General features: G+C 65.4%; 22 protein-coding genes. 7 read left to right on the top strand and 15 right to left on the bottom strand.

From position 1 onward, the window contains the following. Positions 1 to 3: 3 nt before the first annotated feature. From A7X97_RS06610 to A7X97_RS06640, 7 genes are all read right to left on the bottom strand, one after another. On the bottom strand, positions 4 to 510 hold the full coding sequence (locus tag A7X97_RS06610; RefSeq protein WP_075075985.1) for a hypothetical protein: 507 nt from the start codon (positions 508 to 510) through the stop codon (positions 4 to 6). A gap of 67 nt (positions 511 to 577) precedes the next feature. Then, positions 578 to 793, bottom strand: coding sequence for a hypothetical protein (locus A7X97_RS06615; protein ID WP_049461083.1), 216 nt, complete (start codon positions 791 to 793; stop codon positions 578 to 580). A 98-nt stretch (positions 794 to 891) separates the two neighbouring features. Continuing rightward, complete coding sequence (locus A7X97_RS06620) at positions 892 to 2,082, bottom strand: methyl-accepting chemotaxis protein (RefSeq protein ID WP_014647075.1); 1,191 nt, start codon at positions 2,080 to 2,082, stop codon at positions 892 to 894. A gap of 216 nt (positions 2,083 to 2,298) precedes the next feature. After that, positions 2,299 to 2,913, bottom strand: coding sequence for a high frequency lysogenization protein HflD (hflD, locus tag A7X97_RS06625; protein WP_075075984.1), 615 nt, complete (start codon positions 2,911 to 2,913; stop codon positions 2,299 to 2,301). Next, complete coding sequence (gene mnmA / locus A7X97_RS06630) at positions 2,910 to 4,052, bottom strand: tRNA 2-thiouridine(34) synthase MnmA (RefSeq protein ID WP_075075983.1); 1,143 nt, start codon at positions 4,050 to 4,052, stop codon at positions 2,910 to 2,912. Before mnmA ends, hflD begins: the two co-directional genes overlap by 4 nt. Next, on the bottom strand, positions 4,049 to 4,510 hold the full coding sequence (locus A7X97_RS06635; protein WP_049460786.1) for an NUDIX hydrolase: 462 nt from the start codon (positions 4,508 to 4,510) through the stop codon (positions 4,049 to 4,051). The genes mnmA and A7X97_RS06635 overlap by 4 nt, the downstream gene beginning before the upstream one ends. A gap of 1 nt (position 4,511) precedes the next feature. Continuing rightward, positions 4,512 to 4,985, bottom strand: a complete 474-nt coding sequence (locus tag A7X97_RS06640; protein ID WP_005416476.1) for a hypothetical protein — start codon at positions 4,983 to 4,985, stop codon at positions 4,512 to 4,514. Positions 4,986 to 5,097: 112 nt separating this feature from the next. Here A7X97_RS06640 and clpS point away from each other — a divergent pair, with 112 nt between their 5' ends. Then, complete coding sequence (gene clpS / locus A7X97_RS06645) at positions 5,098 to 5,424, top strand: ATP-dependent Clp protease adapter ClpS (RefSeq protein ID WP_005416477.1); 327 nt, start codon at positions 5,098 to 5,100, stop codon at positions 5,422 to 5,424. A 138-nt stretch (positions 5,425 to 5,562) separates the two neighbouring features. Here the strand turns inward: clpS and A7X97_RS06650 are convergent, their stop codons facing one another. Beyond that, on the bottom strand, positions 5,563 to 6,375 hold the full coding sequence (locus A7X97_RS06650) for an APH(6) family putative aminoglycoside O-phosphotransferase (protein ID WP_075075982.1): 813 nt from the start codon (positions 6,373 to 6,375) through the stop codon (positions 5,563 to 5,565). A 138-nt stretch (positions 6,376 to 6,513) separates the two neighbouring features. Between A7X97_RS06650 and clpA the strand changes: the two genes are divergently transcribed. Next, a complete protein-coding gene (gene clpA / locus A7X97_RS06655) occupies positions 6,514 to 8,799 on the top strand; it encodes an ATP-dependent Clp protease ATP-binding subunit ClpA (protein ID WP_065178564.1) in 2,286 nt (761 codons plus the stop codon). 72 nt (positions 8,800 to 8,871) lie between these two features. Here clpA and A7X97_RS06660 read toward each other — a convergent pair whose 3' ends face one another. From A7X97_RS06660 to A7X97_RS06675, 4 genes are all read right to left on the bottom strand, one after another. After that, positions 8,872 to 9,252, bottom strand: a complete 381-nt coding sequence (locus tag A7X97_RS06660) for a hypothetical protein (RefSeq protein ID WP_049460780.1) — start codon at positions 9,250 to 9,252, stop codon at positions 8,872 to 8,874. A gap of 202 nt (positions 9,253 to 9,454) precedes the next feature. Continuing rightward, positions 9,455 to 9,673 carry a translation initiation factor IF-1 gene (infA, locus tag A7X97_RS06665; RefSeq protein WP_005409596.1) on the bottom strand — a complete coding sequence of 73 codons (219 nt, stop codon included), beginning with the start codon at positions 9,671 to 9,673 and terminating at the stop codon, positions 9,455 to 9,457. An 86-nt stretch (positions 9,674 to 9,759) separates the two neighbouring features. Then, entirely contained in the window at positions 9,760 to 10,500 is a 741-nt protein-coding gene (gene aat / locus A7X97_RS06670; RefSeq protein WP_088497515.1) for a leucyl/phenylalanyl-tRNA--protein transferase, read from the bottom strand. Positions 10,501 to 10,565: 65 nt separating this feature from the next. After that, entirely contained in the window at positions 10,566 to 11,690 is a 1,125-nt protein-coding gene (locus tag A7X97_RS06675; protein WP_088497503.1) for a GNAT family N-acetyltransferase, read from the bottom strand. Positions 11,691 to 11,882: 192 nt separating this feature from the next. On the opposite strand from A7X97_RS06675, the gene A7X97_RS06680 reads away from it, so the two are divergent. Next, complete coding sequence (locus A7X97_RS06680) at positions 11,883 to 13,157, top strand: N-acetylmuramoyl-L-alanine amidase family protein (RefSeq protein WP_245884963.1); 1,275 nt, start codon at positions 11,883 to 11,885, stop codon at positions 13,155 to 13,157. 333 nt (positions 13,158 to 13,490) lie between these two features. Here the strand turns inward: A7X97_RS06680 and trxB are convergent, their stop codons facing one another. Next, positions 13,491 to 14,462: a thioredoxin-disulfide reductase gene (gene trxB, locus A7X97_RS06685; protein WP_005416486.1), complete on the bottom strand. Its 972-nt coding sequence runs from the start codon at positions 14,460 to 14,462 to the stop codon at positions 13,491 to 13,493. 233 nt (positions 14,463 to 14,695) lie between these two features. On the opposite strand from trxB, the gene A7X97_RS06690 reads away from it, so the two are divergent. The 3 genes from A7X97_RS06690 (at position 14,696) to lolA (ending at position 19,789) form a co-directional block, all read left to right on the top strand. Then, positions 14,696 to 17,056: a DNA translocase FtsK gene (locus A7X97_RS06690; protein WP_072166984.1), complete on the top strand. Its 2,361-nt coding sequence runs from the start codon at positions 14,696 to 14,698 to the stop codon at positions 17,054 to 17,056. Between the two features lie 39 nt (positions 17,057 to 17,095). After that, complete coding sequence (locus A7X97_RS06695; RefSeq protein WP_088497501.1) at positions 17,096 to 19,039, top strand: DUF3857 domain-containing protein; 1,944 nt, start codon at positions 17,096 to 17,098, stop codon at positions 19,037 to 19,039. A gap of 111 nt (positions 19,040 to 19,150) precedes the next feature. Then, entirely contained in the window at positions 19,151 to 19,789 is a 639-nt protein-coding gene (gene lolA / locus A7X97_RS06700; RefSeq protein WP_005416489.1) for an outer membrane lipoprotein periplasmic chaperone LolA, read from the top strand. A 231-nt stretch (positions 19,790 to 20,020) separates the two neighbouring features. Here lolA and A7X97_RS06705 read toward each other — a convergent pair whose 3' ends face one another. After that, positions 20,021 to 21,193, bottom strand: coding sequence for a hypothetical protein (locus tag A7X97_RS06705; RefSeq protein ID WP_088497500.1), 1,173 nt, complete (start codon positions 21,191 to 21,193; stop codon positions 20,021 to 20,023). Positions 21,194 to 21,483: 290 nt separating this feature from the next. Between A7X97_RS06705 and A7X97_RS06710 the strand changes: the two genes are divergently transcribed. Further along, the gene (locus A7X97_RS06710; RefSeq protein ID WP_227836677.1) at positions 21,484 to 22,761 is read left to right on the top strand and encodes a replication-associated recombination protein A; all 1,278 of its coding nucleotides are present in this window, start codon (positions 21,484 to 21,486) and stop codon (positions 22,759 to 22,761) included. A gap of 22 nt (positions 22,762 to 22,783) precedes the next feature. Here the strand turns inward: A7X97_RS06710 and A7X97_RS06715 are convergent, their stop codons facing one another. Continuing rightward, a complete protein-coding gene (locus A7X97_RS06715) occupies positions 22,784 to 23,149 on the bottom strand; it encodes a hypothetical protein (RefSeq protein ID WP_049436388.1) in 366 nt (121 codons plus the stop codon). Positions 23,150 to 23,273 lie beyond the last annotated feature (124 nt).

The raw sequence follows: 23,273 nt of genomic DNA on the forward strand, positions 1-23,273 counted from the left end.
GATCTATTTCGGAAACTCCGCCTTCAACTGCATGCGCAGCGCCTCGACAATGGCCGCATAGCGCCGCTTCTGCACCAGATAGCTGGCCAGGAACAGTGGCAGCACCAGCAGCATGGGCGCCACCATCGGGCGCATCGCCACCAGCGGCAACAGCAGCAGCGACAGGATGGCCACGAACCAGCTGCACAGTCCGATCACCCGCACCTCGTGCCGCCGTGCGTTGAGCACGATGCGTCCACGCATCACCGGGAAGTAGCGCAGGCCGAAGCTCGGCGCGAAGCTCTCGCGGAACGCCATGCTGCCATCGGGCAGCGCATGGAAGGCCAGCCGCAGCCACTTGTCCTGCGGCAGGTCACGCTCCAGGCTGCCCAGCGAGAGCCGGGCCTGCATGGCCGGCGGCGCCGCGATGCGTTCGTTGAACAGGGTGATGCCGCAGCTGAAATAGCCGGCCACCCAGGCCATCAGGAGGACGGTCTCCAACAGCACGAGTGCGATCAGGGTGATGGCCATAGGTCTTCCATGGACGGGACCGGGCAATCATGCCATGCGGGATGCCCCACCCACGCAGGGCGTGGATCTACTTCAGGGCTTCGCCATCCAACCCCAGGTCCCACGCCAGCCCCAACAGCTCGTCGTCCGCCGGCGATGGCGCCGGGCGCGCGTCCGCCAGCTGCTGCAGCTCGCAGATTTCCTCGCGGGCGACCTCTTCCAGCTTTTGCAGCTGCTCACGCACGCTCGCGTTGCGCGGGCGCTCGGTGTCGGTGAGGGCGGGCAGGGCGCGGATCAGGGTCATGGTGCGCGTACAGGATGCATCCAGCGGCGGGTTACAGGCAAAGGCCCCGGACGAACCGGGGCCTTGCGGGCTGCCGGCGAGGGCAGCGGACATCAGGATCAGAACAGCTCTACCGTGCCGGCACCCATGCTCTGCTGGGCAACCGGCTTGTGCGGCGGGCGTTCCCATTCGCTGCGCAGTTCGCGCAGGCGGTTGCCGGTGCGCTGCAGGGCGCTGGCGATCTCCTCGTCGAACACGCCGCCATTGCGGTGCAGCAGCTCCTGCAGGGCCACCGCTTCGCGGTTGATCGCGGTCAGGCGGTCCAGGTGGGTGTGCACGCCGCCCAGCGCCTGGGTGGCGATGTCTTCGAACTGCAGGGCGCGCACGGCTTCAGCCACGCTGCCATCGATCGCGCGGGCGCACTCGGACACTTCGCGCATGCCGTCGCCCAGCGAGGCATTGATCTGCGCGACGTTGTCGAGCATTGCCGCCGCTTCCTGGCGCGCTTCGCGGGAGCGGTCCATGTCACGCGAGGCCATGTGCGAGACCGTCTCGCGCACCTTGGCGATGGCGTCCTTGGAGCTGTGCGCCAGCTTGCGGATCTGCTCGTTGAAGGTGGTCGAGCGCTCGGACAGGTTGCGCACTTCGTCGGCGACCACCGCGAAGCCTCGGCCGGCTTCACCGGCACGCGCGGCTTCGATGGCGGCGTTCAGCGCCAGCAGGTTGGTCTGGTCGGCGATCGACTTGACGTCTTCCAGCAGCGCGAAGATGCCATCCAGGTGCTGTGCCATCTGGTCGATGTGCTGCACGGTGGTGCTGCTCTGGCCGCTCACCTGTTCCAGCGCTTCCACCAGCTGTTCCATGCGGTGGCTGGCGTGCTGGGCGAAACGGGCAACGTCGAGGCCGGCATTGCCTTCATCGCCGGCGCGGTCGACGATGCGCGACAGCGCCTGGCTCTGCTGGCGCGACTTGCGGTTCATCGCATCGAAGCTGCCGCCCAGGCTGGAGACCGCCTGGCGGATAAGGTCGCGGGCGCGTTCCACTTCACCACGCGAACCGTCGATTTCGTTGCCGACGAAGTTGCGCAGTTCGGTCAGCAGCTGGTCCTGCTCACGCAGGACACGGGCATGTTCCGGGGAACGATGCGCCTGGGCGCGGGTGGTCCACCACGCAAAGCCGAGCCAGCTCAGCGTCATCGTGGTCAGGATCGCCCAGCGCAGGGCGGCCGGCCACTCGAAACCGATGGCGAAGGGGAGCAGCAGGGTCAGAGCCAGGGGGGCGGCCAGACGGATGAAAATGCGTGAGTACATGGACGTTCTCGGGAGGTGCACGGAGGATGTATCGGCCGTACCCCCTTTCTCTTTAACGTCGATGTGCTTGGAAGTGCATTCTGAATGCGCCGGTTTTCCGGCGCTTGGCGGCTTCGGGGTCTGAGCCCTTTCCGTGCCGGAAAGGGATCCGACCCCTGGGTAGGCAGCGGCGGGGTCGGATCCCTTTTCGTGGAAAAGGGCTCTGACCCCACACCCTTACGCCAGCTGCCGGTCCACGGCCTCGATCATCGCCTTGCGGCCGAACAGGAAGTCCCAGTAGCTGCCGCCCAGCTGGCGCCACAGCACTGCCGAGCGCACCGCGGCCAACAGCAGGGCACGGATCTCGGCCACCACGCCGGCCTGGCCCAGGTAGTGCGGGTTGCCCTGCACCATCACCCGCGGCTTGAGGTGGCTGATGGTGTCCGCGTACAGGCTTCCCAGGCTGGCCAGCACATCCGGGTGGCCGCTGTCGCCCAGTTCGGTGGCCTGGAGCTGGGCACGCTCGATGCCCGAAGCAACCTTGTTCACGGTGGCGCCATCCTGAACAAAGCGGCGCTCCAGCTGCAGCACCGACAGCGCCAGTTTCGGCAGGATCGGATCCTGGCCCTGGTTGCGGAAATAGTTGTGCAGCAGGCGCAGCCCGGCCTTCAGTGCATGGCGGTCACCGAACACCGCCTGCGGCGAGGACGCATCGACACGGAACACGCTGTCCACGGCGGTGCGCACGGCGGCGGCGTCGGAATGGCCGGTATCGGCGATGCGGCGTACCTGCTGCAGGGCCTGGGCAATGCCGGCCAAGGCCAGGACGCGGTCGTCGACAGTGAAACTCATGCAGCGGTTACCTCAAAAGGGGAGGGGGTGGTGCGCAGGCGCTGTTCCAGCGGCGCATCGGTGGCGGCGATCACCGCGCCACCCAGGCACACCTCACCGTCATACAGCACCAGCGATTGACCGGGGGTAACGGCACGCTGCGGGCGCGCGAAGGTGACCAGCACGCTGCCATCGTCCAGCACGTCGACCGTACACGGCTCATCGGGCTGGCGGTAGCGGGTCTGGGCGGTGCATTCGAAGCGTCGCGCGGGTGGCGAGCCCGAGATCCAATGCGCCGGCTCCGAGCGCAGGCGCTCGGACAGCATCCATGGGCTGTCGCGATCCTGGTCGACGTACAGCACGTTGCTGGCCACATCCTTGCCGACCACGTACCACGGTGCGGCCGGGCGGCCGCGTACGCCGCCGATGTTCAGGCCCTCGCGCTGGCCCAGGGTGAAATAGAACACGCCCGGATGTTCGGCGATCACGCTGCCGTCGGCCGGGTCAAGGATCTGGCCGGGCCTGGCCGGCAGGTAGCGGCCGAGGAATTCGCGGAAATCCCGCTCGCCGATGAAGCAGATGCCGGTGGAATCCTTCTTGGCGTGGGTCGGCAGGCCGACGTCGCGCGCAATCCGTCGCAGGTCGGTCTTCTCCAGGTCGCCGATCGGGAACAGGGTGGCCGCCAGCTGCTCCTGGCCCAGCTGGTGCAGGAAGTAGCTCTGGTCCTTGGAGCGGTCGGCACCGCGCAGCAGCAGCCACTGGTGGCCGCGCTGGGTCACCCGCGCATAGTGGCCGGTGGCGATGCGCTCGGCGCCCAGCTCGCGGGCGGCATCCAGGAAATGCTTGAACTTCACTTCACGGTTGCACAGCACGTCCGGGTTCGGCGTGCGGCCAGCGGCGTATTCGGCCAGAAAGTGCTCGAACACGCCCTGCCAGTACTCGCTGGAAAAGTCCCGGAAGTGGAACGGGATACCGAGCAGGCCGCATACGGCGACCGCATCGCGGCGGTCATCCTCGGCACGGCAGTCACCGCTGCCGTCGTCGGCCCAGTTCTGCATGAACAGGCCGGCCACGGCCTCGCCCTGCTGGACCAGGCGCCAGGCGGCGACCGAAGAGTCGACACCACCCGATACGCCCACCATCACGCGCGGCGTGCTCATGCGACCTCCCGGACCAGCGAAAGCGGATGGCGCTGGCCACCCAGGTAATCCGCCACCACCTGCCAGACCAGCGGGCTGCGCTGGCGCTCGCCGGCGGCCTGCAGCTCGGCCGGGGTCAGCCACAGCGCGCGGTCGATGCCGGTGTCCAGTGGTTGGGCCGGGTCGTGCGAGACCGGGTGTGCTGCGTAGCAGAAGCGCAGGAAGGCGGTGCCGTCGCCGGCAGTCCACTGGTAGCAGCCGATGAAATGGGTCAACTGCACGGTCCAGCCGGTTTCCTCCCGGGTCTCGCGCAGGGCTGCCTCGGCCAGGCTTTCGCCTGGCTCGAGGTGGCCGGCCGGCTGGTTCAGCACCTGGCGGCCTTCAATGGTCTCTTCGACCAGCAGCACGCGGCCGCCGTCAACCACTACCGTGGCGACGGTGGCGTGCGGTGCCCAGCGCGGGTCCGGCGTGGCGTTCAACTCAGAACTCGTCCTTCTTGGTCAGCTCCAGCTCCATCGCGTCGGCGGTGCGGATGGCCGCATCGATGGCGTCGCTGAGCTGGTCCGGGGTGGCATCGGCGTCGATCTTGACCACGAACATGGCGGTGGTGTCCTGCTTTACCCAGCCCCCCATCTTGGCGTCCTGCGAATCCTCCAGCAGGCGGTTGGCCACGGCCACCGGGAACTGCTTGGTCTTGGCGTTGTAGGCCGGCGACCAGATCTCACGGATGTTGTGGCTGCCGAAATCCTCCACCGCCGAGCGCACGTAGACCATCTGGGTGCGGTCACCCTCGACGTCGAACACCATGCGGTAGTCGCCATCCTCGTCGACTTCGTAGGTATAGCCCAGCTTGTCCAGATGGCGGGCCACGGACTTGTCGGCGCTGGTTGCGGCAGTGGCAGAGCCGGCAGCGGCCAGCGCGATCAGCAGGGCGGGAAGAAGGGTCCTTTTCATGAAGATCCTGTGAAACAGTGTTGGGAGAGGGTGCAATTGTGACGGTGGGCGTGCGTGCCGTCCAATCTGCGGCGGGCCGACGCAGGCCTGCCCGAGCCCCTATAATGGATGGATGCCCCATGAGTCCTCCCCCGATTCCCAGCACGAGCACGGCGTTGCCGTAGAGCCCGCGCGCCCGGAAGTGGCGCCGCCGCCGTTCTACCAGGTGATGCTGCTCAACGACGACTACACCCCGATGGATTTCGTGGTGGATGTGCTGCAGCAGTTCTTCAGCATGGACCTGGACAAGGCCACCCAGGTGATGCTGCACGTTCATACCCGCGGCCGCGGCGTCTGCGGTGTCTTCACCCGCGAAGTAGCCGAGACCAAGGTTGCCCAGGTCAACGAGTACTCGCGGATGAACCAGCATCCGCTGCTGTGCACAATGGAAAAGGCCTGACCGGCTGCCGATTCGCGTCCGGGCACAACGATCCCGGACCCAGTGTGCCCACCAAGGTGGGCACCTACCAAAGCAGAGGCCTGTATCGATCGTGGATGGAGCGCCCCCAGCAAGGTAGGCACCTGCCAAGCGCGGGTCTCAGCTCTCCGCCAGCGCCTCCAGCGCCATCCGCGCCACCGCCTCGTCCACGTCGGCCGGGTCGCCGCCATCCCAGAACCACACTGCCGACAGCCCCGCGCTGGCTGCGATCCAGCGCAGCAGGCGCGTGCGTTCCAGGCCGGCCAGTGCGCTGACCTGTTCCAGCCGGGCAGCAAACCGCTCCGGCCGCGTGGCCACGTGGATGCCCGGGCCACAGAGATCCGGATTGCTGAACATCGTCGTGTAGTCGAACGCACGGTCGCCCAGCAACCGCTTCGGGTCGATCGCCAGCCAGCCGCGCGCGCCGAAATCGAGCACGTTGTCGTGGTGCAGGTCGCCATGCAGGGGCCGGACCTCGCGCTCTTCCTGCAGCAACCCCTCCGCCAGTGATCTGCACTGTTCCAGCAGTGGCGGCAGCGCAGCCCTTGGCTGCAGCAGATCGGCGAACCATGTACGCAGGCAGACCAGTTCCGCTGGCGGCGCGCTCCGTGGCCGGTGCAGCCGTTGCAGGACCTGGCACAGGATCGTGGTGCAGGCCTCATCGTCGCCCTCGATCGAGCGTTGCCGCAGCGAGTCGCCGCCGGCACGCTCGATCAGGATCGCCGGCCCGGCGTGGGCCAGCAGGCGGGCAGCGCCGTCGCCGTCCCACCAGCGCAGGAGGCGGTGGCTGTTCTGTTCCTCGGTTTCGCTGCTGATCTTCAGCATCGCCGGCGTGCCGGCAGCGGTCAGCACCGGCCAGAGCCGGGCATGGGCCGTTTCGATGGCCGGGCCATCACGCCGCAATCGCCAGCGGCTCAGGTAGGGTTCGCTCATGCCGGTTGAGGTCTTCTGGAGTGAACGAAGATCAAGCGTTCTGCAGTGCTAACGCCATCTGAACGCAGCAATCCGCTAGGGTGATGGAAATCGCGTAGTCAGGCCGCATATTGTTCCCATCTGCCGCCGGAGTAATCCATGTTCAGCAAAGACCTCGAACACACCATCGGCCAGTGCTACAAGCGCGCCCGTGAGGCCCGGCATGAGTTCATGACGGTCGAACACCTGCTGTTGGCACTGCTCGACAATCCGTCCGCCCAGGCCGTCCTGAAAGCCTGTGGTGCCGACGCCGAACGCCTGCGCCAGGAGCTGGAGCAGGCCATCGAGGCCTCAGTGTCGCGCCTGGCCGAAGATGACGGTCGCGATACCCAGCCGACCCTGGGCTTCCAGCGCGTGCTGCAGCGGGCCGTGTACCACGTGCAGTCCTCGGGCAAGAAGGAGGTCACCGGCGCCAACGTGCTGGTCGCCATCTTCGGCGAGAAGGACTCCCACGCCGTCTACTACCTCAACCAGCAGGATGTGACCCGGCTGGATGTGGTCAATTACCTGTCCCACGGCATCGCCAAGCTGGGCGAGGAAGGCGAGCAGCCGTCCTCCTCCTCCGACGGCGAGGGCCGCATGGAAGGCGGGGAGGGTGAGCCGAAGGGTGATGCCCTGACCGAGTTCGCCAGCAACCTCAACGAACAGGCCCGGTCCGGCCGCATCGATCCCCTGGTCGGTCGTGGTGACGAGATCGAGCGCACCATCCAGGTCCTGTGCCGTCGCCGCAAGAACAATCCGCTGTACGTGGGCGAGGCCGGCGTGGGCAAGACCGCCATCGCCGAGGGCCTGGCCCGCCGCATCGTCGAGGGCTCGGTGCCCGACGTGCTTGCCGACGCGGTGATCTATTCGCTCGACCTGGGCGCGCTGGTGGCCGGCACCAAGTACCGTGGCGACTTCGAGAAGCGCCTGAAGGGTGTGTTGACCGCGCTGAAGAAGGTGCCCAACGCAGTGCTGTTCATCGACGAGATCCACACCATCATCGGCGCCGGCTCGGCCTCGGGCGGCACCATGGATGCGTCCAACCTGATCAAGCCGGCCCTGGCCTCCGGCGAGCTGCGCTGCATCGGTTCGACCACTTTCCAGGAATACCGCGGCATCTTCGAGAAGGACCGGGCACTGGCCCGCCGCTTCCAGAAGATCGACATCGTCGAGCCGACCGTTGGCGAGACCTACGAGATCCTGCAGGGCCTGAAGTCCAAGTACGAGCTGCACCACGGCGTGACTTACTCCGACGAGGCGCTGCAGGCGGCGGTGGACCTGTCGGTGAAGCACATCGGCGACCGCCTGCTGCCGGACAAGGCCATCGATGTGATCGACGAGGCCGGTGCCCGCCAGCGCCTGCTGCCGGAAGGGCAGCGCAAGGAGCTGATCGACGTCGAGGAAGTGGAGGCGATCGTCGCCAAGATGGCGCGCATCCCGACCAAGCAGGTCAGTGCCACCGACAAGGATGTGCTGCAGCACCTGGAGCGCAACCTGAAGATGGTGATCTTCGGCCAGGACCCGGCCATCGAGACGCTGTCCTCGGCAATCAAGCTGGCACGCTCGGGCCTGGGCAATCCGGAAAAGCCGATCGGCAACTTCCTGTTCGCCGGCCCGACCGGTGTTGGCAAGACCGAGGTGACCAAGCAGCTGGCGCTGCAGCTGGGCATCGAGCTGGTCCGCTTCGACATGTCCGAGTACATGGAGCCGCATTCGATCAGCCGCCTGATCGGTGCCCCTCCAGGCTACGTCGGCTTCGATCAGGGCGGCCTGCTGACCGAGAAGATCGTCAAGACGCCGCACTGCGTGCTGCTGCTGGACGAAATCGAGAAGGCGCACCCGGACATCTTCAACATCCTGTTGCAGGTGATGGATCGCGGCGTGCTGACTGATACCAACGGTCGCGAGGCCAACTTCAAGAACGTGGTGCTGGTGATGACCACCAATGCAGGTGCGGCGCAGGCCTCGCGGCGCTCGATCGGCTTCACCAAGCAGGACCACGCCACCGACGCGATGGAGACCATCCGCCGCAGCTTCACCCCGGAATTCCGCAACCGCCTCGACGCGGTGGTGCAGTTCCAGGCGCTGGGCTTCGAGCACATCCTGCGCGTGGTCGACAAGTTCCTGATCGAGCTGGAGATGCTGCTGCAGGACAAGCACGTCAGCCTGTCGGCCACGCCGACCGCGCGCGACTGGCTGGCCCACCACGGCTTCGACCCGCTGATGGGTGCGCGTCCGATGGCCCGGGTGATCCAGGACAGGATCAAGCGTCCGCTGGCCGACGAGCTGCTGTTCGGCAAGCTGGTCAACGGCGGCAAGGTGAGCATCGATGTGCGCGACGACGAGCTGGTGGTCGAAACCCAGGCCGAACCGGAGCGCCTGCTGCCGGTCACGGTGGAATGAACTGACCCCCGGCCGGTTTCGGCGGACCTGAAATGACAAGGGCGGCTTCGGCCGCCCTTGTTGTACGCGACGTCAGCGGCTGCGCTGGCGGGCTTTCTTCTTGAAGGTTGCCTCGTCAACTGGTTCGATCTGCGACACGATGCAGCGGCTGGAATCGGTGTTCAGCTGGCTGCGGCCGGCAGCGCACAGCAGACCCTGCTGGCCGTCCGTAGCGAAGCTCAGTTTCCGCGAGTAGCCTGCCGCCGAGCAGTCGTCCTGGAAATGCACGACGTAGTGGTCCTGGCCATTGCGCAGCAGGATGTTGCGCGAGGCGCCGGCGCGCACCAGTTGCTGGTCGCTGCCCAGCTGGACGCAGTCACTGGAGGTGGAAAGAGTATCGGCGGCGTGCACGGGCGCTGCGCTGGCGGACACGGCAAGGGCGACGAGCAGAGCGGTCAGCGGGAGCATGTTCATGGCGGGGCAGGGGATGGCGATCCGGACTGGATCGGGTCCTACGATGCCGCCACGGATGCAGATGCGAATCTGCCGCAAGCAGGGCTGACCGACGTCACGGTGAGTTCGGTCACGATGACCTCCGGCAGGGCCGGATTGCAGGCATGACAAAAGGCCAGCAACCAGGGCTGGCCTTGTCGAAATGGCGCAGCGCGCCGACCGCTTACTTCATGCGGTAGGTGATACGACCCTTTGTCAGGTCGTACGGGGTCATTTCAACCTTGACCCGGTCACCGGTGAGGATGCGGATGTAGTTCTTGCGCATGCGGCCGGAGATGTGGGCGATGATTTCGTGCCCATTTTCCAGACGAACGCGGAAAGTGGTGTTCGGCAGCGTCTCGCTGACGGTGCCCTCGAACTCGATGGAATCGTCTTTCGACATGTAGTCCTGTGCGGTTCAGAAAACGGCCACGCTGGGCCTAAGGCGCGGTATTTTACGCGTGACCGGCCCAGCTTGCAAAGTTTGTGTTAACCGCCGGCCAAATGCCGGGCTGGCAAGCGTCCGACGGCCTGTGTCCACGAGCCTTCACGGCCGTCATGGCGCACGGCCTGGCGCACGTGCTGCAGGAATTCCGAGCGCGGCAGGTGTTCGGCGCCCATCCGCAGCAGGTGCGGATTTTCCACCTGGGCGTCGATCAGCTCCCAGCCCCAGCCGTGAATCGTGGACGCCAGTGCCGCCAGCGCGATCTTGGAACCCCCGCTGGCGCCGCTGAACATGCTCTCGCCGAAGAACATCGACCCGATGGCCACTCCGTAGATGCCGCCGACCAGCGACTGACGGTCCCAGACTTCGAACGAATGGGCGAAGCCGAGATCGTGCAACTGGCTGTAGGCCTCGACCATCGCCGGGCTGATCCAGGTGCCGTCCTGGCCGGGCCGAGGTGCCGCCGCACAGGCGCGCATCACCTGGCTGAAGGCGGTGTCGGCGGTGACCTCCCACGTGCTACCGCGCAGCTGGCGGCGGAAGCGGCTGGACAGGTGCACGCCATCGGTGCGGAACACCATGCGCGGATCAGGCGACCACCACAGGATCGGCTCGCCCTCGCTGAACCACGGAAAGATGCCGCCGGCGTAGGCGTTGAGCAGGCGCGCTGGATGCAGATCGCCACCCACCGCGAGCAGGCCGTCGGGCTGGCGCAGGGCGGTCTCGGCCGGAGGGAAGGGCGCGTCCGGCGCATCGGCCAGGCGCCAGGGCAGCTGACGGGTCATGCCGGCATTGTAGTCGTCGCGGCCCCGCGCGAATGCCGCGGTAGATGCCAACCCTGGTTGGCTGGTCACCCGTCCGCGCGAAATGGGCTGTGCCCCAGCAGCTCCTGCCGGTACCGCCGCACATCGCGCCGCTCCTGCCGGCACCACTCCTGCAACGCCTCGGCGAAATCCGCGTCGGCCACCCAATGCCGACTGCGCACCAGTGCTGGCAGGAAGCCGCGCGCCAGTTTGTGCTCGCCCTGGGCGCCCGGCTCGAAACGGCTCAGGCCTTCGCGCAGGCAGTATTCGATGCCCTGGTAGTAGCAGGCTTCGAAATGCAGGCCGGGCAATGTGGCGCCGCCCCAGTAGCGACCGTACAGCGTGTCACCACCGCGCAGGCAAAGTGCGCCGGCAATCGGCTGGCCTTCCTGCTCGGCCAGGAACAGCACCAGCCCGCGTCCCAATGAAATGGCCAGATGGCGCAGGAAGGCCTCGGTCAGCGCCGGGGCATTGCCGTACTCAAGGAAGGTCTGCAGGTAGAAGCGGTACATCGCCTGCAGGTCGGCGCGGCCGGCTTCATCGCCGTGTACCACGCGGAAGCTGATGCCCTGGCGGGTGACCTTGGCCCGTTCCTGGCGGATGTTCTTCCGATGCTTGTGGTTCATCGCACCGAGGAACTGCTCGAATGTCGCCCAGTCACCCGGGTTCTGCCACTGGAACTGCACGTCCTCGCGCAGCAGCCAGTCATCGCCGAACAGGGCCTCGTCCACTGCGGTGTGGAAGTTGATATGGGCCGATGACACCTCCAGTGCTGGCAGTGCGTCGCGCAACGCCGACAGCAGCGTGGTGCGCTCTGAATCGTGACGGGCCAGCAGGCGCGGCCCGGTGACCGGCGAGTACGGCACCGCGCCCAGCCACTTCGGGTAGTAGTCGCGGCCATGCCGGGCATAGGCGTTGGCCCAGGCATGGTCGAACACGAATTCGCCGTGGGAGTTGGTCTTCAGGTAGCCCGGAATGGCGCCGATCAGGCGCTCGCCCTCCCAAAGCGTGAAGTGCCGGGGTTGCCAGCCCCAGTCCTCGCGCAGGCAGCCGTGCTGTTCCAGGCCTGAGAGGAAGACGTGGCTGACGAACGGATTCTGGCCGTCGTGCAGGGCGTCCCAGTCGGTGGCGGGAATGGACTGCAGGGAGTCGAGGAAGCGGGCGGAGGGCATGGTTGGCAAGGATAGGCCAGGTGGATCGCGAACGGTGCTGGCGGGGCTGGGTTGGTTTGTTCCGGTTGGGGATGAGGGAAATTTGAAATCTCCATCCGTGTGCGCTGGGTGCGGAATCGCGGGCGCATGGGTCGGCAGGGTGGCGGGGCGCTGCATGACTGGCGCGCATCCAACCACTTGGAGAAATGAACAATGAAGGGATTGAAGCTTGCAACTGCCGTGGTCGCGTGCGGCCTGATCTTTGCGTTTCCTGTTTTGGCTTTTGGAGATCAGCCAGCAGAAGTGCTTGAGGATCCGGGTGCCTACGCGGAGGTGGTTGCGCTGTTGGAGCGTGAAGTTGGGAGCCAGTTGACGCGTCATTTGCAGGAGAGGGGTGAGCTGCGACACGTCAGCGTCAGCATCCGTCTCAATGCGAAGGCAAGATCAATGGTGATCAGCTTTGGGCCTGGATATCTTCCTGGCCCCGATCGGGGTTATGACGAGCTCTTCCTGATTCCGATGGCGTCCTCGTTGAGGTTCTATGCCGAAAAGTCAGGACTGATTGTGAACGACATTGATTTCCTATTCGACGGAAAAACTCTTGAGGAGTACTACCCGGAGGATCTCGCCGTTCCGCCGCAGGCGCGGGCGAGATCGACGCATACCTCAGCTTTGGTATCAGCAAGCCATGGCTACATCAGCTTGCATCCCAGTAGAGAATGGAAGTTTCAGCGGCCGGCGCCTCTGGGCATTCAGGAAGACACGCTGAGTCCACTGTTTGGCGACGAACTGCAAGGATTGATCGAACAACGTAGCGGCTTGACGGTGCACCGGGCACGGAGCCGCTCCACGGAACTCCATCCGGAGTCCGGGAAGCCATGGGAGCACATGTCATCCCGCTACCACCTGAAGGCTCTTTTCCCCGAACGCACCGACATGTGGAATGAGTTTCCGAACAGCCCAGAGTCTGCTCGCGAAAAGGAAGAGGACATACGGGCTCGCCCCAACTACGCAAACCATCTGGGTGTGGATGTGATGCTGAGCCTGCACACCAATGGCAGCGATTCAGCCAGTCTGCGTGGAACCGAGGTCTACTATCATCAGGACAAACCGCAGGACAAGGCGCTAGCGGATAGCATCCTCTGTGGGATGCGTGAAATCATCCGAGCGCAACCGGGCTATCGGGATTTCCCGATTCGCGAGAGTTCGACCTCGGCCAGGCACGGCGAGAACCGCATTGGGAAGATGCCCTCGGTGATCATCGAAACCGCCTACCACTCCAATCCTGATGATGTGGCGGCACTGCAGGACCCCGTCTTCCGCTCGGCGTCGATGAAAGGCGTGGAGAAGGGCTATCGCCTGTGGCAACGGGAAAGACGTGTGAGCCGCTGTCCGGGCAGCCGATCGCGGATGTCGACGTTCCATCCGGCGACTCGCGCGAGGTGGACGTGGCGTTTGCGGGCCATCCGCAATTCCCGATCAGCCTGATCACCCACAATACGCTTTGCCCACCAGGGTGGAGCTGCAGCGGACGGACGGTGGTCATCGATTCGCCTGACCAGCCCAGCAGGATGCAGCTCAGCTGCGGTCGCAACAGCGTGGGGGCGCTCGGCTGGGAGACGCTCGTGTTGGATGCGGATGGGGTCAAGTCGCAGCCCGTGCCTCACACCGTTCGTTGTGTTGCCAATGAGGGCGGCCCTGATCGAAATGGCTTGCCTGAGAATACGGCTGCCGCAGGGATGTAACGAGAAAGGCCGACGCTTTCGCGTCGGCCTTGCCTGAGTCGAGCATGGCTCGACTCTACAGAGCATAACCAGCGCTTCAGCTGGCCTTCCCCTGCGCGTCCAGGTAGCGCTCGGCGTCCAGCGCGGCCATGCAGCCGAAGCCGGCCGAGGTGATCGCCTGGCGGTAGTGCTGGTCGGCCACGTCGCCGGCGGCGAACACGCCTTCCACCGAGGTCTGGGTGGCGTTGCCGCCCAGGCCCGAGCGGATTTCCAGGTAGCCGTTGTTCATCGCCAGCTGGCCGTCGAACAGGGTCGTGTTCGGATGGTGGCCGATGGCCACGAAGAAGCCGTGGGCGTCGATGTCGCGGGTGCTGCCGTCCAAGGTGGACTTTACGCGCACGCCAGTCACGCCGGCATCGTTGCCCAGCACTTCCTCCACCTGGTGGTGCCAGACGGTCTCGATCTTGCCTTCGGCCACCTTCCTGAACAGCTTGTCCTGCATGATCTTTTCCGCCTTCAGGGTGTCGCGGCGGTGGACCAGGTAGACCTTGCGGGCGATGTTGGACAGGTACAGCGCCTCTTCCACGGCGGTATTGCCGCCGCCGACCACGACCACGTCCTGGTCGCGGTAGAAGAAGCCGTCACACGTGGCGCAGGCGGAGACGCCGCGGCCCTTGAAGGTCTCTTCGGTCGGGATGCCCAGGTACTTGGCGGTGGCGCCAGTGGCGATGATCAGCGCGTCGCAGGTGTACTCGTGGCTGTCGCCGATCAGCTTGAACGGGCGCTGCGACAGGTCGGCGGTGTGGATATGGTCGAAGATGACCTCGGTTTCGAAGCGCTCGGCGTGCGCCTGCATGCGCGCCATCAGGTCCGGGCCCATCAGGCCGTGGGCGTCACCCGGCCAGTTGTCCACCTCGGTGGTGGTCATCAGCTGGCCACCCTGCTGCAGGCCGGTGATGACGACCGGCTTCAGGTTGGCACGGGCGGCGTAGACGGCGGCGGTCCAGCCGGCCGGTCCGGAACCGAGGATGACGAGGCGCTGGTGGCGGGAGGGCAGGCTGGTGCTCATGTAAACTCGCGAAAAGGTAGATGGGACAAGGCGCTGGCGATGTTTGCGCAGCATCCAAGGCAGGTCATAGAGTGGCGGCTGGGGCAGGGCGATTCAAGCCGATGAACAGAACGCCGTCATCCAACGGTGGTTCCGGGCCTCGGATTGCCCTGTCGGGCGTCGCATAACTGAAAACTGACGCCGTCTCATTTATTATCAATCACTAACAGCGCATTCCAAAGGTATGGTCTAAGGTGGCGAAGCAGGTCCCCGAACGCTCCAAGTCCGACGACAGCAAGGCGTCACGTCGCACGGCCGCGGCGGCGACGACCGACAATCCACGCCGCCAGCGCCTCTGGCGCGATCTGGGCCTGATCGCCATCGCGCCGGCCCTGCTGTACCTGGCGGCCAGTCTGTTCACCTATTCAGCCACGGATCCGGGCTGGTCGCATACCGGCAGCGTGGTCGCGCCGGTGCACAACCTGGGTGGCCGCGCCGGGGCCTGGATTGCCGACGTGCTGCTGCAGCTGTTCGGCTACATCGCTTTCCTGCTGCCGGTGGTGCTCGGCGCACTGGCGTGGATCGCCATGTTCGGCCTCAAGCGCGAGAGCAAGGGCGAGAACGATCTGGACCCGGCGCTGCGCCTGGTCGGCCTGGTCGGTTTCCTGATCGCCGGCACCGGCTTCCTGCATGTGCGCCTGTTCAGTGGCGATGTTGCCAGTGCCGGCGGCATCCTCGGCAAGCTGGTGGGTAATTCGCTCACGGTGGGCTTCGGCGCGCTGGGGGCGAACCTGTTCGTGCTGGTATTGCTGCTGGCCTCGATCACCCTGGCCACCGGGCTGTCCTGGTTCACGGTGATGGAGAAGATCGGCCGTGGCGTGATGTCGCTGGCGCCGTTGCTGGAACGCAAGAAGGAAGAAGTCACCGAGTGGAAGCAGACCCGGGTGATGCGCGAGGAGCGCCAGGAAGTGCGCAAGGCCGACGCCGAAGTGCGCGCCAAGCGCGAGCCGGTAAAGATCGAACCGCGCCCTGAGCCGGTGATCGAGAAGAGTGATCGTGCCAAGCGCGATACCCAGATTCCGATGTTCCGTGGCGTCAACGGCGATGGTTCCGACCTGCCGCCGCTGGCGCTGCTGGATGATCCCAAGCCGCAGCCGAAGGGCTACGACGAAGAAACGCTGGAAACGCTGTCGCGGCAGATCGAGTTCAAGCTGAAGGACTTCCGCATCGATGCGCAGGTGGTCGGCGCCAACCCTGGCCCGGTCATCACCCGCTTCGAGATCGAGCCGGCACCGGGCATCAAGGTCAGCCAGATCAGTTCGCTGGACAAGGACATCGCGCGTGGCCTGTCGGTGAAGTCGGTGCGCGTGGTCGACGTCATCCCGGGCAAGTCGGTCATCGGCCTGGAAATTCCCAACGTCACCCGCGAGATGATCTTCCTGTCCGAGCTGCTGCGCTCGAAGGAATATGACAAATCGGCCAGCGTGCTGACCCTGGCGCTGGGCAAGGACATCGCCGGCCGCCCGACCGTGGCCGACCTGGCGCGCATGCCGCACCTGCTGGTGGCCGGTACGACCGGTTCGGGCAAGTCGGTGGCGGTCAACGCGATGGTGTTGAGCCTGCTGTTCAAGGCCTCGCCGAAAGACCTGCGGATGCTGATGATCGACCCGAAGATGCTCGAGCTGAGCGTCTACCAGGGCATTCCGCACCTGCTGGCGCCGGTGGTTACCGACATGAAGGAGGCCGCCAACGGCCTGCGCTGGTGCGTGGCCGAGATGGAGCGCCGCTACAAGCTGATGAGCGCGGTGGGTGTGCGCAACCTGGCTGGCTTCAACAAGAAGGTGAAGGAAGCCCAGGACGCCGGCCAGCCGCTGATGGATCCGCTGTTCAAGCCGAACCCGGAGCTGGGCGAGGCGCCGCGTCCGCTGGAAACGCTGCCGTTCATCGTCATCTTCATCGACGAATTCGCCGACATGATGATGATCGTCGGCAAGAAGGTGGAAGAGCTGATCGCGCGCCTGGCACAGAAGGCGCGTGCGGCTGGCATCCACCTGATCCTGGCCACGCAGCGCCCGTCGGTGGATGTGATCACCGGCCTGATCAAGGCCAACATCCCGACCCGCATCGCCTTCCAGGTCAGCTCCAAGATCGACTCGCGCACCATCCTCGACCAGTCCGGCGCGGAGACCCTGCTCGGCCACGGCGACATGCTGTATCTGCCGCCGGGTACTGCGCTGCCCGAGCGCGTGCATGGTGCGTTCGTGTCCGACGACGAAGTGCACCGCGTGGTCGAGCACCTCAAGGCGATGGGCCCGGCCGACTATGTCGACGGCGTGCTGGACGAAGTGCAGACGATGGGCGACGGCGTGGTCGTCGGCGCCACCGGCCTGCCCGAGAACAGCTCCGCTGGCGACGAGTCCGACCCGTTGTATGACGAAGCACTGCGGGTGGTCACCGAGACCCGCCGTGCCTCGATTTCCGGCGTGCAGCGCCGGCTGAAGATCGGCTACAACCGTGCAGCGCGACTGATCGAGGCCATGGAAGCGGCCGGCGTGGTCAGCCCGCCCGAGCACAACGGCGACCGCACGGTGCTGGCACCGCCGCCGCCGAGGTAAGACCCGACGTATCCCCCACGACGTCCAAGGAACCGACGCATGCTTCACCCCGTACCAAGCGCGCTGGCGCTGGCGCTGGCAGCCCTGATGGCTGCCGGCCCGGCACTGGCAGAAACCGCCACCTCCGCGCCCGCCACGGCGCCGCCATCCACCAGCGGCGATACCGAAGCCAGCAATAATTTCAGCATTGTCCGTTACCGCGCCGACTACCAGGTGCGGCCCGATGCGGGCAATGTGCAGACCGAAACCTACGAAGTCCTGCTCAAGACCAAGGCCTCCGTCGAGCAGTTCAGCCAGGTGCGGCTGAGCTACAGCGAGAAGATGGAAACGCTGGAAGTGCTCGGCGCCTACACCATCACTGCCGAAGGCCAGCGCCGCGACGTTCCGGCCGACCGTATCTACACGCAGGAGAGCTACTCCAGCGCCTCGGCGGCGATGTATGCCGACCGCAAGGTGCGGGTGATCGTGTTCCCGAACCTGGCCCCGGGCACGCGCCTGTACTACCAGGTGCGCCGCACCCAGGCCACGCCGTACTTCCCGGGCTATTTCGGCCTGTGGGAGACCTTCAACGTCTTCACCGAGTACGAGGACGCCGAGGTCACCCTGAGTGCGCCGGCCAACCTGCCGATGTTCGTCGACAGCCGCGGCGTGCAGGGCAGTGACCGGCCGACAGTGAAGAATGGCCAGGCGCAATGGCGCTGGCGCTACCAGCGCCGCGAGGCGATGCCGGCGCAGAACTGGTCGGCGGCGGGCTGGGAGTTCGGCCCGAACATCATGGCCAGCACGTATCGTGACTGGTCGCAGATGGGGCGCGCCTACCAGCTCAAGGCGGGCCCGGCGGCCCAGGTGACCCCGGCGCTGCAGGCGCTCGCTGATGAGATCACCGCCGGCATCAGCGACCGCCGCGAACAGGCTGATGCGCTGTATCGCTGGGTCGCGCAGAACATCCGCTATGTGGCGGTGTACCTGGGCAACGGTGGCCTGGAGCCGAACAGCGCGCAGAGCATCCTCGACAATCACTATGGTGACTGCAAGGACCACGTGACGATCCTCGAGGCGCTGCTGGCGGCCAAGGGTATCGCCAGCTCGCCGGTGCTGATCGGTGCGGGGGGCGGCCCGACGCTGCCGAAGATTCCGGTGCTGGGCCGCTTCAACCACGCCATCACCTATATCCCCGAGTTTGATCTCTACCTGGATTCGACCACCGCGTGGGCACGCTTCGGGCAGCTGCCGGAAGGTGACCTGGGTGCGCCGGTGATGCGTACCCGTGACGCCACGCTGGCGCGTACCCCGGCCAACACGCCGGAGCGCAATGCCACCTCGATGGAAGTGCGATTCACCTTCGACGCCAACGGCAACCTGCGCGGTGAGACGATTCCGAAGCTTGGCGAGAACGCCGAGATCGGCATGCGTGCGCAGTTCTCCCAGCTCAACGCGCAGAACCGTGCGCGCGCTGAAGAGCAGATCATGGCCTCGTCCGGTTTCGATGGGCGAGGGCAGCTGCAGATCCAGGGCGTGCCGGTCGACCTGACCCGGCCGTTCGGCTACCGCATGGCCTTCCAGGCCGAGGACTACGCCGACTTCAGCGTGGCCGGCGGCATGGCCGTGCCGGACCCGCCGGGTGGCGAGTCGGTGCGTGGCTTGTACGCCACCGCCTCGGCGCCGGCCAACGAGACGCCGTTCTACTGCAATGCCAGCCTGCGCGAGGAAACCTATCGCCTGCAGTTCCCGGCCAATGCGCCGATCATCGCCATTCCGGCCAGCCAGCGCTTTACCAATGCCGCTGGCGAATACCGGGTGGACTGGAGCCGCGAGGGCCAGGAGGTGATCGTGCACCACCGCTTGCAGCAGAACGCGGTGCGTGGCCCCGAGGCGCTGTGCCAGCCGCAGGACTATCCGGCGTTCCGCGCGCTGTATCGCGAGGTGCGGCGCGGCTTCCGTGGGCAGGTGCTGTACGGCAAGCTGCCCGGCTCGGGCGGCTGAATCGCCGATGGACGTTCAGGGCGGCATAATGTCGTCCTGATCGCCCATTCATCTTCCCCCGGGCACACTGGCAACCACCTTTCCTGGCGCCCGCGCCCACAGGATTTCCGCATGAACTTCCGCTTCCGCCGTTTCCTTGCCACGACTACCCTGGCCGTCGCCTGTGCCGCTGCCGGCAGTGCCTGGGCCGGTGCCCGCGATGACCTGAAGACTTTCACCAGTGGCCTGAAGGGCCTGGATGGCCAGTTCAGCCAGCAGGTGTTCGACAGCCGCGGCAAGGTGAAGGAATCGACCAGTGGCCGCGTGGCCCTGTCGGCGCCGCGCCTGTTCCGCTGGGAATACGTGCGCCCGCACGAACAGCTGATCGTGGCTGACGGCAGGAAGGTCTGGATGTACGAGCCGGACCTGGAGCAGGTCACCGTGCGCGAGCAGGGCAAGGAAGAGCAGAACAGCCCGCTGACTGCGCTGATCAACCCGGCGCTGCTGGAACAGCAGTACGACGTCAGTGAAGAGGCTGCGCAGCGTGATGGCCTGCAGTGGCTGTCGCTGTCGCCGAAGCGCGAGACCGAAGCCAGCTTCCAGTACGCCGCGCTGGGCTTCAATGCCCAGGGCCTGGCCAAGATGGAGATCACCGACGCGGTCGGACAGCGCACCGTGATCAGCTTCAGTGGCTGGAAGCGCAATCCAGGCTTTGCTGCCGGCACTTTCAGCTTCACCCCGCCGAAGGGCACGGACGTCATCGGTAATTGACCGAGGATGCCGGGCATGACCCGGCGCCACCTGCTCCGGTGGGTGTCAACCGGCACCGCCTTGGTGGGTGTCAACCTTGGTTGACGCAATTTTGATCTGCCGGCCAGCGGCCGGCACTACCACCCGTGCGACCTGATTCAACGGGCATAGCCTGGCGCTGCCTGCTCTGGTGGGTACCAACCGGCACCGCCTTGGTGGGTGTCACCCTTGGTCGACATGCTTCCGGCTGGCTCATCCGTTGTCTGGATGAACGATCACCTGCCACGCGGTGCCGTCAAATCGAATCAGGTCCCAGGGCGTCAGCACCCAGAGCACGCTACCGACGGAACTGATATCAATAATCGTTGCATCTCTCAGTTCTTCGGGGATGCCTTCCAGCAACGGTTCAACTGCGCCGGTTTCTAGACTGTAGACGTAGAGGCCGCCATTCTCCGAGCCGATGTAAAGCTGTTGCTTGTACTGGCACGCAGAGTTGAAGTTGATGCCTTCGCTGACGTCGTGGTGCAAGCACTCGAATCCAGTGGAGATGTCGCCCGTAACGATGGTGCCGTCCATGCCTACAAAGACGAGGCGGCCCTCGTCGGTCCTGCAGGCATGAAACAGCTCCGCAGTAGTGACTTGCTCGGGCACGGTCCAGCTCGAGCCATCCCAATGCGCAATCAGGCCTTGGGAGCCGATTGCGTAGAGGTCAGCAAAGCCCGTTCCGCAGAGGTCGTTCACGCTGCCCACGCGGAACTCAGCGAGTAGCTGGTTGAATCGCTCATCCTCCCGGACATGGATCATGTGGGCGCGCCAATCGGCGAATCTCCGGCGAAGCTCTGCGTCGCGTTCCATCGGATCTCGAGGAAGTGCGGGAGCATCGCCCAGTTCGAGCAGGTGGCCGACATCTTCGAGCCAACTGTCGAAGTCGTCCAGATCCGACTCGTCTTCGTCCTCCTCGCACAAGGCAGTCGCGAATTGGGTTGGCAGCTGCTGCCATCCGCCTTCGCCGCGATGATGGATCTGTCCTCTTGTGCCCGCGCAGAAAAGGGCGTCGCCCAGCAGTCGCAAACGGGTAAGACCTCCGGGGAAGTCGGCGCCTTCAGCCGAGACGTACTCGATCGTGGCCCCAGCACGGGAGTAATCTTCCAGCTGCCCATAGAAATCCAGCGCAAGCACACGACGGGGGCGACCGCCTTCTTCCTCTGGGACAAGCTCTGTGGACATGACCTGGAAGTCCTGCAGGTCATGGTAGAACCACTCCTCTTTGGGGGTGCGGCCAAAGACGAACATGCGGGTGGGTGGGCCGGGATCCGGGTCGTAGTAGTCATGCCCGGGGCCAAGGGCGGCAGCCAGATAGTAGATGTCCTCGTCGACAGCGCAGCCAGCAATGAACTCAAGGAGATTGGATTCGGGATCGCGCACGCTTGGGTCCTGGATGGCTGGGTCTCTCGAATTTTCAGTCGCTGGAAACAGTAGGCGGAACTGCCCAGTATGGATTCCTGTTGAATCAGTGACTTATCGACGAGGTGCTTGCGCAGCTACGGCTCATTTCCGACAGATTCTGGGGTTGCCGGCCAGCGGCCGGCACTACCGGAATCGTCGTCACCCTGTCGCGGTACAATGAGTGGGTGGCAAGACATCGTTCAACTTCCTTCCCCGGCCCCGATCTGCTGAGCGTTGATCGGGAACATCTGCGCCCGCTGGCCGAGCGCATGCGCCCGCGCACCCTCGACGAAATGGTCGGGCAGAAGCGCCTGCTGGCGCCGGACAGCGCGCTGCGTCGCGCGGTCGAATCCGGGCGCGTGCATTCGATGATCCTGTGGGGCCCGCCGGGCTGCGGCAAGACCACGCTGTCACTGCTGCTGGCCGAGTACTCCGATGCCGAGTTCCGTGCCATCTCCGCCGTGCTGTCCGGCTTGCCGGAAGTGCGCCAGGTGCTGGCCGAGGCTGCGCAACGATTCGCCGAAGGCCGGCGCACCGTGCTGTTCGTGGACGAGGTGCATCGCTTCAACAAGGCGCAGCAGGATGCCTTCCTGCCGCACATCGAGCGTGGCACGATCCTGTTCGTCGGTGCCACCACCGAGAATCCGTCGTTCGAGCTGAACTCGGCGCTGCTGTCGCGTTGCCGCGTACATGTGCTGGAAGCGGTATCGCCAACCGATATCGTCGAGGCGCTGGAACGCGCGCTGGGCGACCGCGAACGCGGCCTGGGCGAGGAGGGTATCGAGGTTGCGCCCGAGCTGCTGCTGGAAATCGCCACTGCCGCTGATGGTGACGTGCGCCGCGCACTGACCCTTCTTGAAATCGCCGCCGAACTGGCGGGTGGGGAGGGCGGTCGCATCACCCCGCAGACCCTGACCCAGGTGCTGGCCGATCGTACCCGCCGCTTCGACAAGGGCGGCGAGCAGTTCTACGACCAGATCTCAGCGCTGCACAAGTCGGTACGCAGTTCCAATCCGGATGCCGCGCTGTACTGGCTGACCCGCATGCTCGATGGCGGTTGCGATCCATCCTACCTGGCACGTCGACTGACCCGCATGGCGATCGAGGACATCGGCCTGGCCGATCCGCGCGCGCAGAGCATGGCGCTGGAAGCCTGGGACATCTACGAGCGGCTCGGCAGCCCGGAAGGCGAGCTCGCGTTCGCCCAGCTGGTGCTGTACCTGGCCAGCACCGCCAAGTCGAACGCGGGCTATGCCGCGTTCAACCAGGCCAAGGCCGACGTGCGCCAGAGCGGTACCGAAGAGGTGCCGTTGCATCTGCGCAATGCGCCAACCAAGCTGATGAAGGAGCTGGGCTACGGCGCCGAATACCAGTACGACCACGATGCCGAGGGGGGCATCGCGCTGGACCAGACCGGTTTCCCGGATGCGATGGGCGAACGGGTGTACTACAACCCGGTGCCGCGGGGCCTGGAGATCAAGCTGAAGGAAAAGCTGGATCGGTTGCGCGCTGAACGTGAAGCGGCGCGGGCGGCAAAGGGCCGTTGACCCTGCTTGTGTGGCGGATACGTCAATCTGCGCCGATTAGGATCAGGTTGGTGCCTGTGGGATGAAGCCAGAGAAAGACTTCCTGCTTGCCCTTGCGGAAGCCAGACGAGCAGACTGCTTGCCAGCCTTGCCCACAGTTGACCTCGGGGAATCCCTGGACGGTAGGGTGAGAATACTCGCGTGGCGTTGCGACCCACCCAGCCTTTAACAGGGCGCGGCGCAGCGCCTTGTAGTCCATTTCCCATTGCGCATCCACTGCCTTGAGTGCGCCAGGCATCGGTGGCGGGTTTGCCTTGAGGCTGCCCATTATGTAGCCGGGCTCTATGTAGTCAGGTTCTTTCGAGGGCAGTGCGGACGTCAGCAGTAAGGCGATCAGGATGCTCTTCATTTGCCCAGCGTAGTGATGTTGCTGCGCTGTGCAAATGGCGTTGACGCAAATGCCGCGGTGAGGAACAGAAGGGGCGCCCGGAGGCGTCCCTCACTAAGGTAGCCGAGCAGGGCTCGGCGCTACA

It is taken from the genome of Stenotrophomonas sepilia (genome assembly GCF_003244875.1).
Classification (GTDB): Bacteria; Pseudomonadota; Gammaproteobacteria; order Xanthomonadales; family Xanthomonadaceae; genus Stenotrophomonas; species Stenotrophomonas sepilia.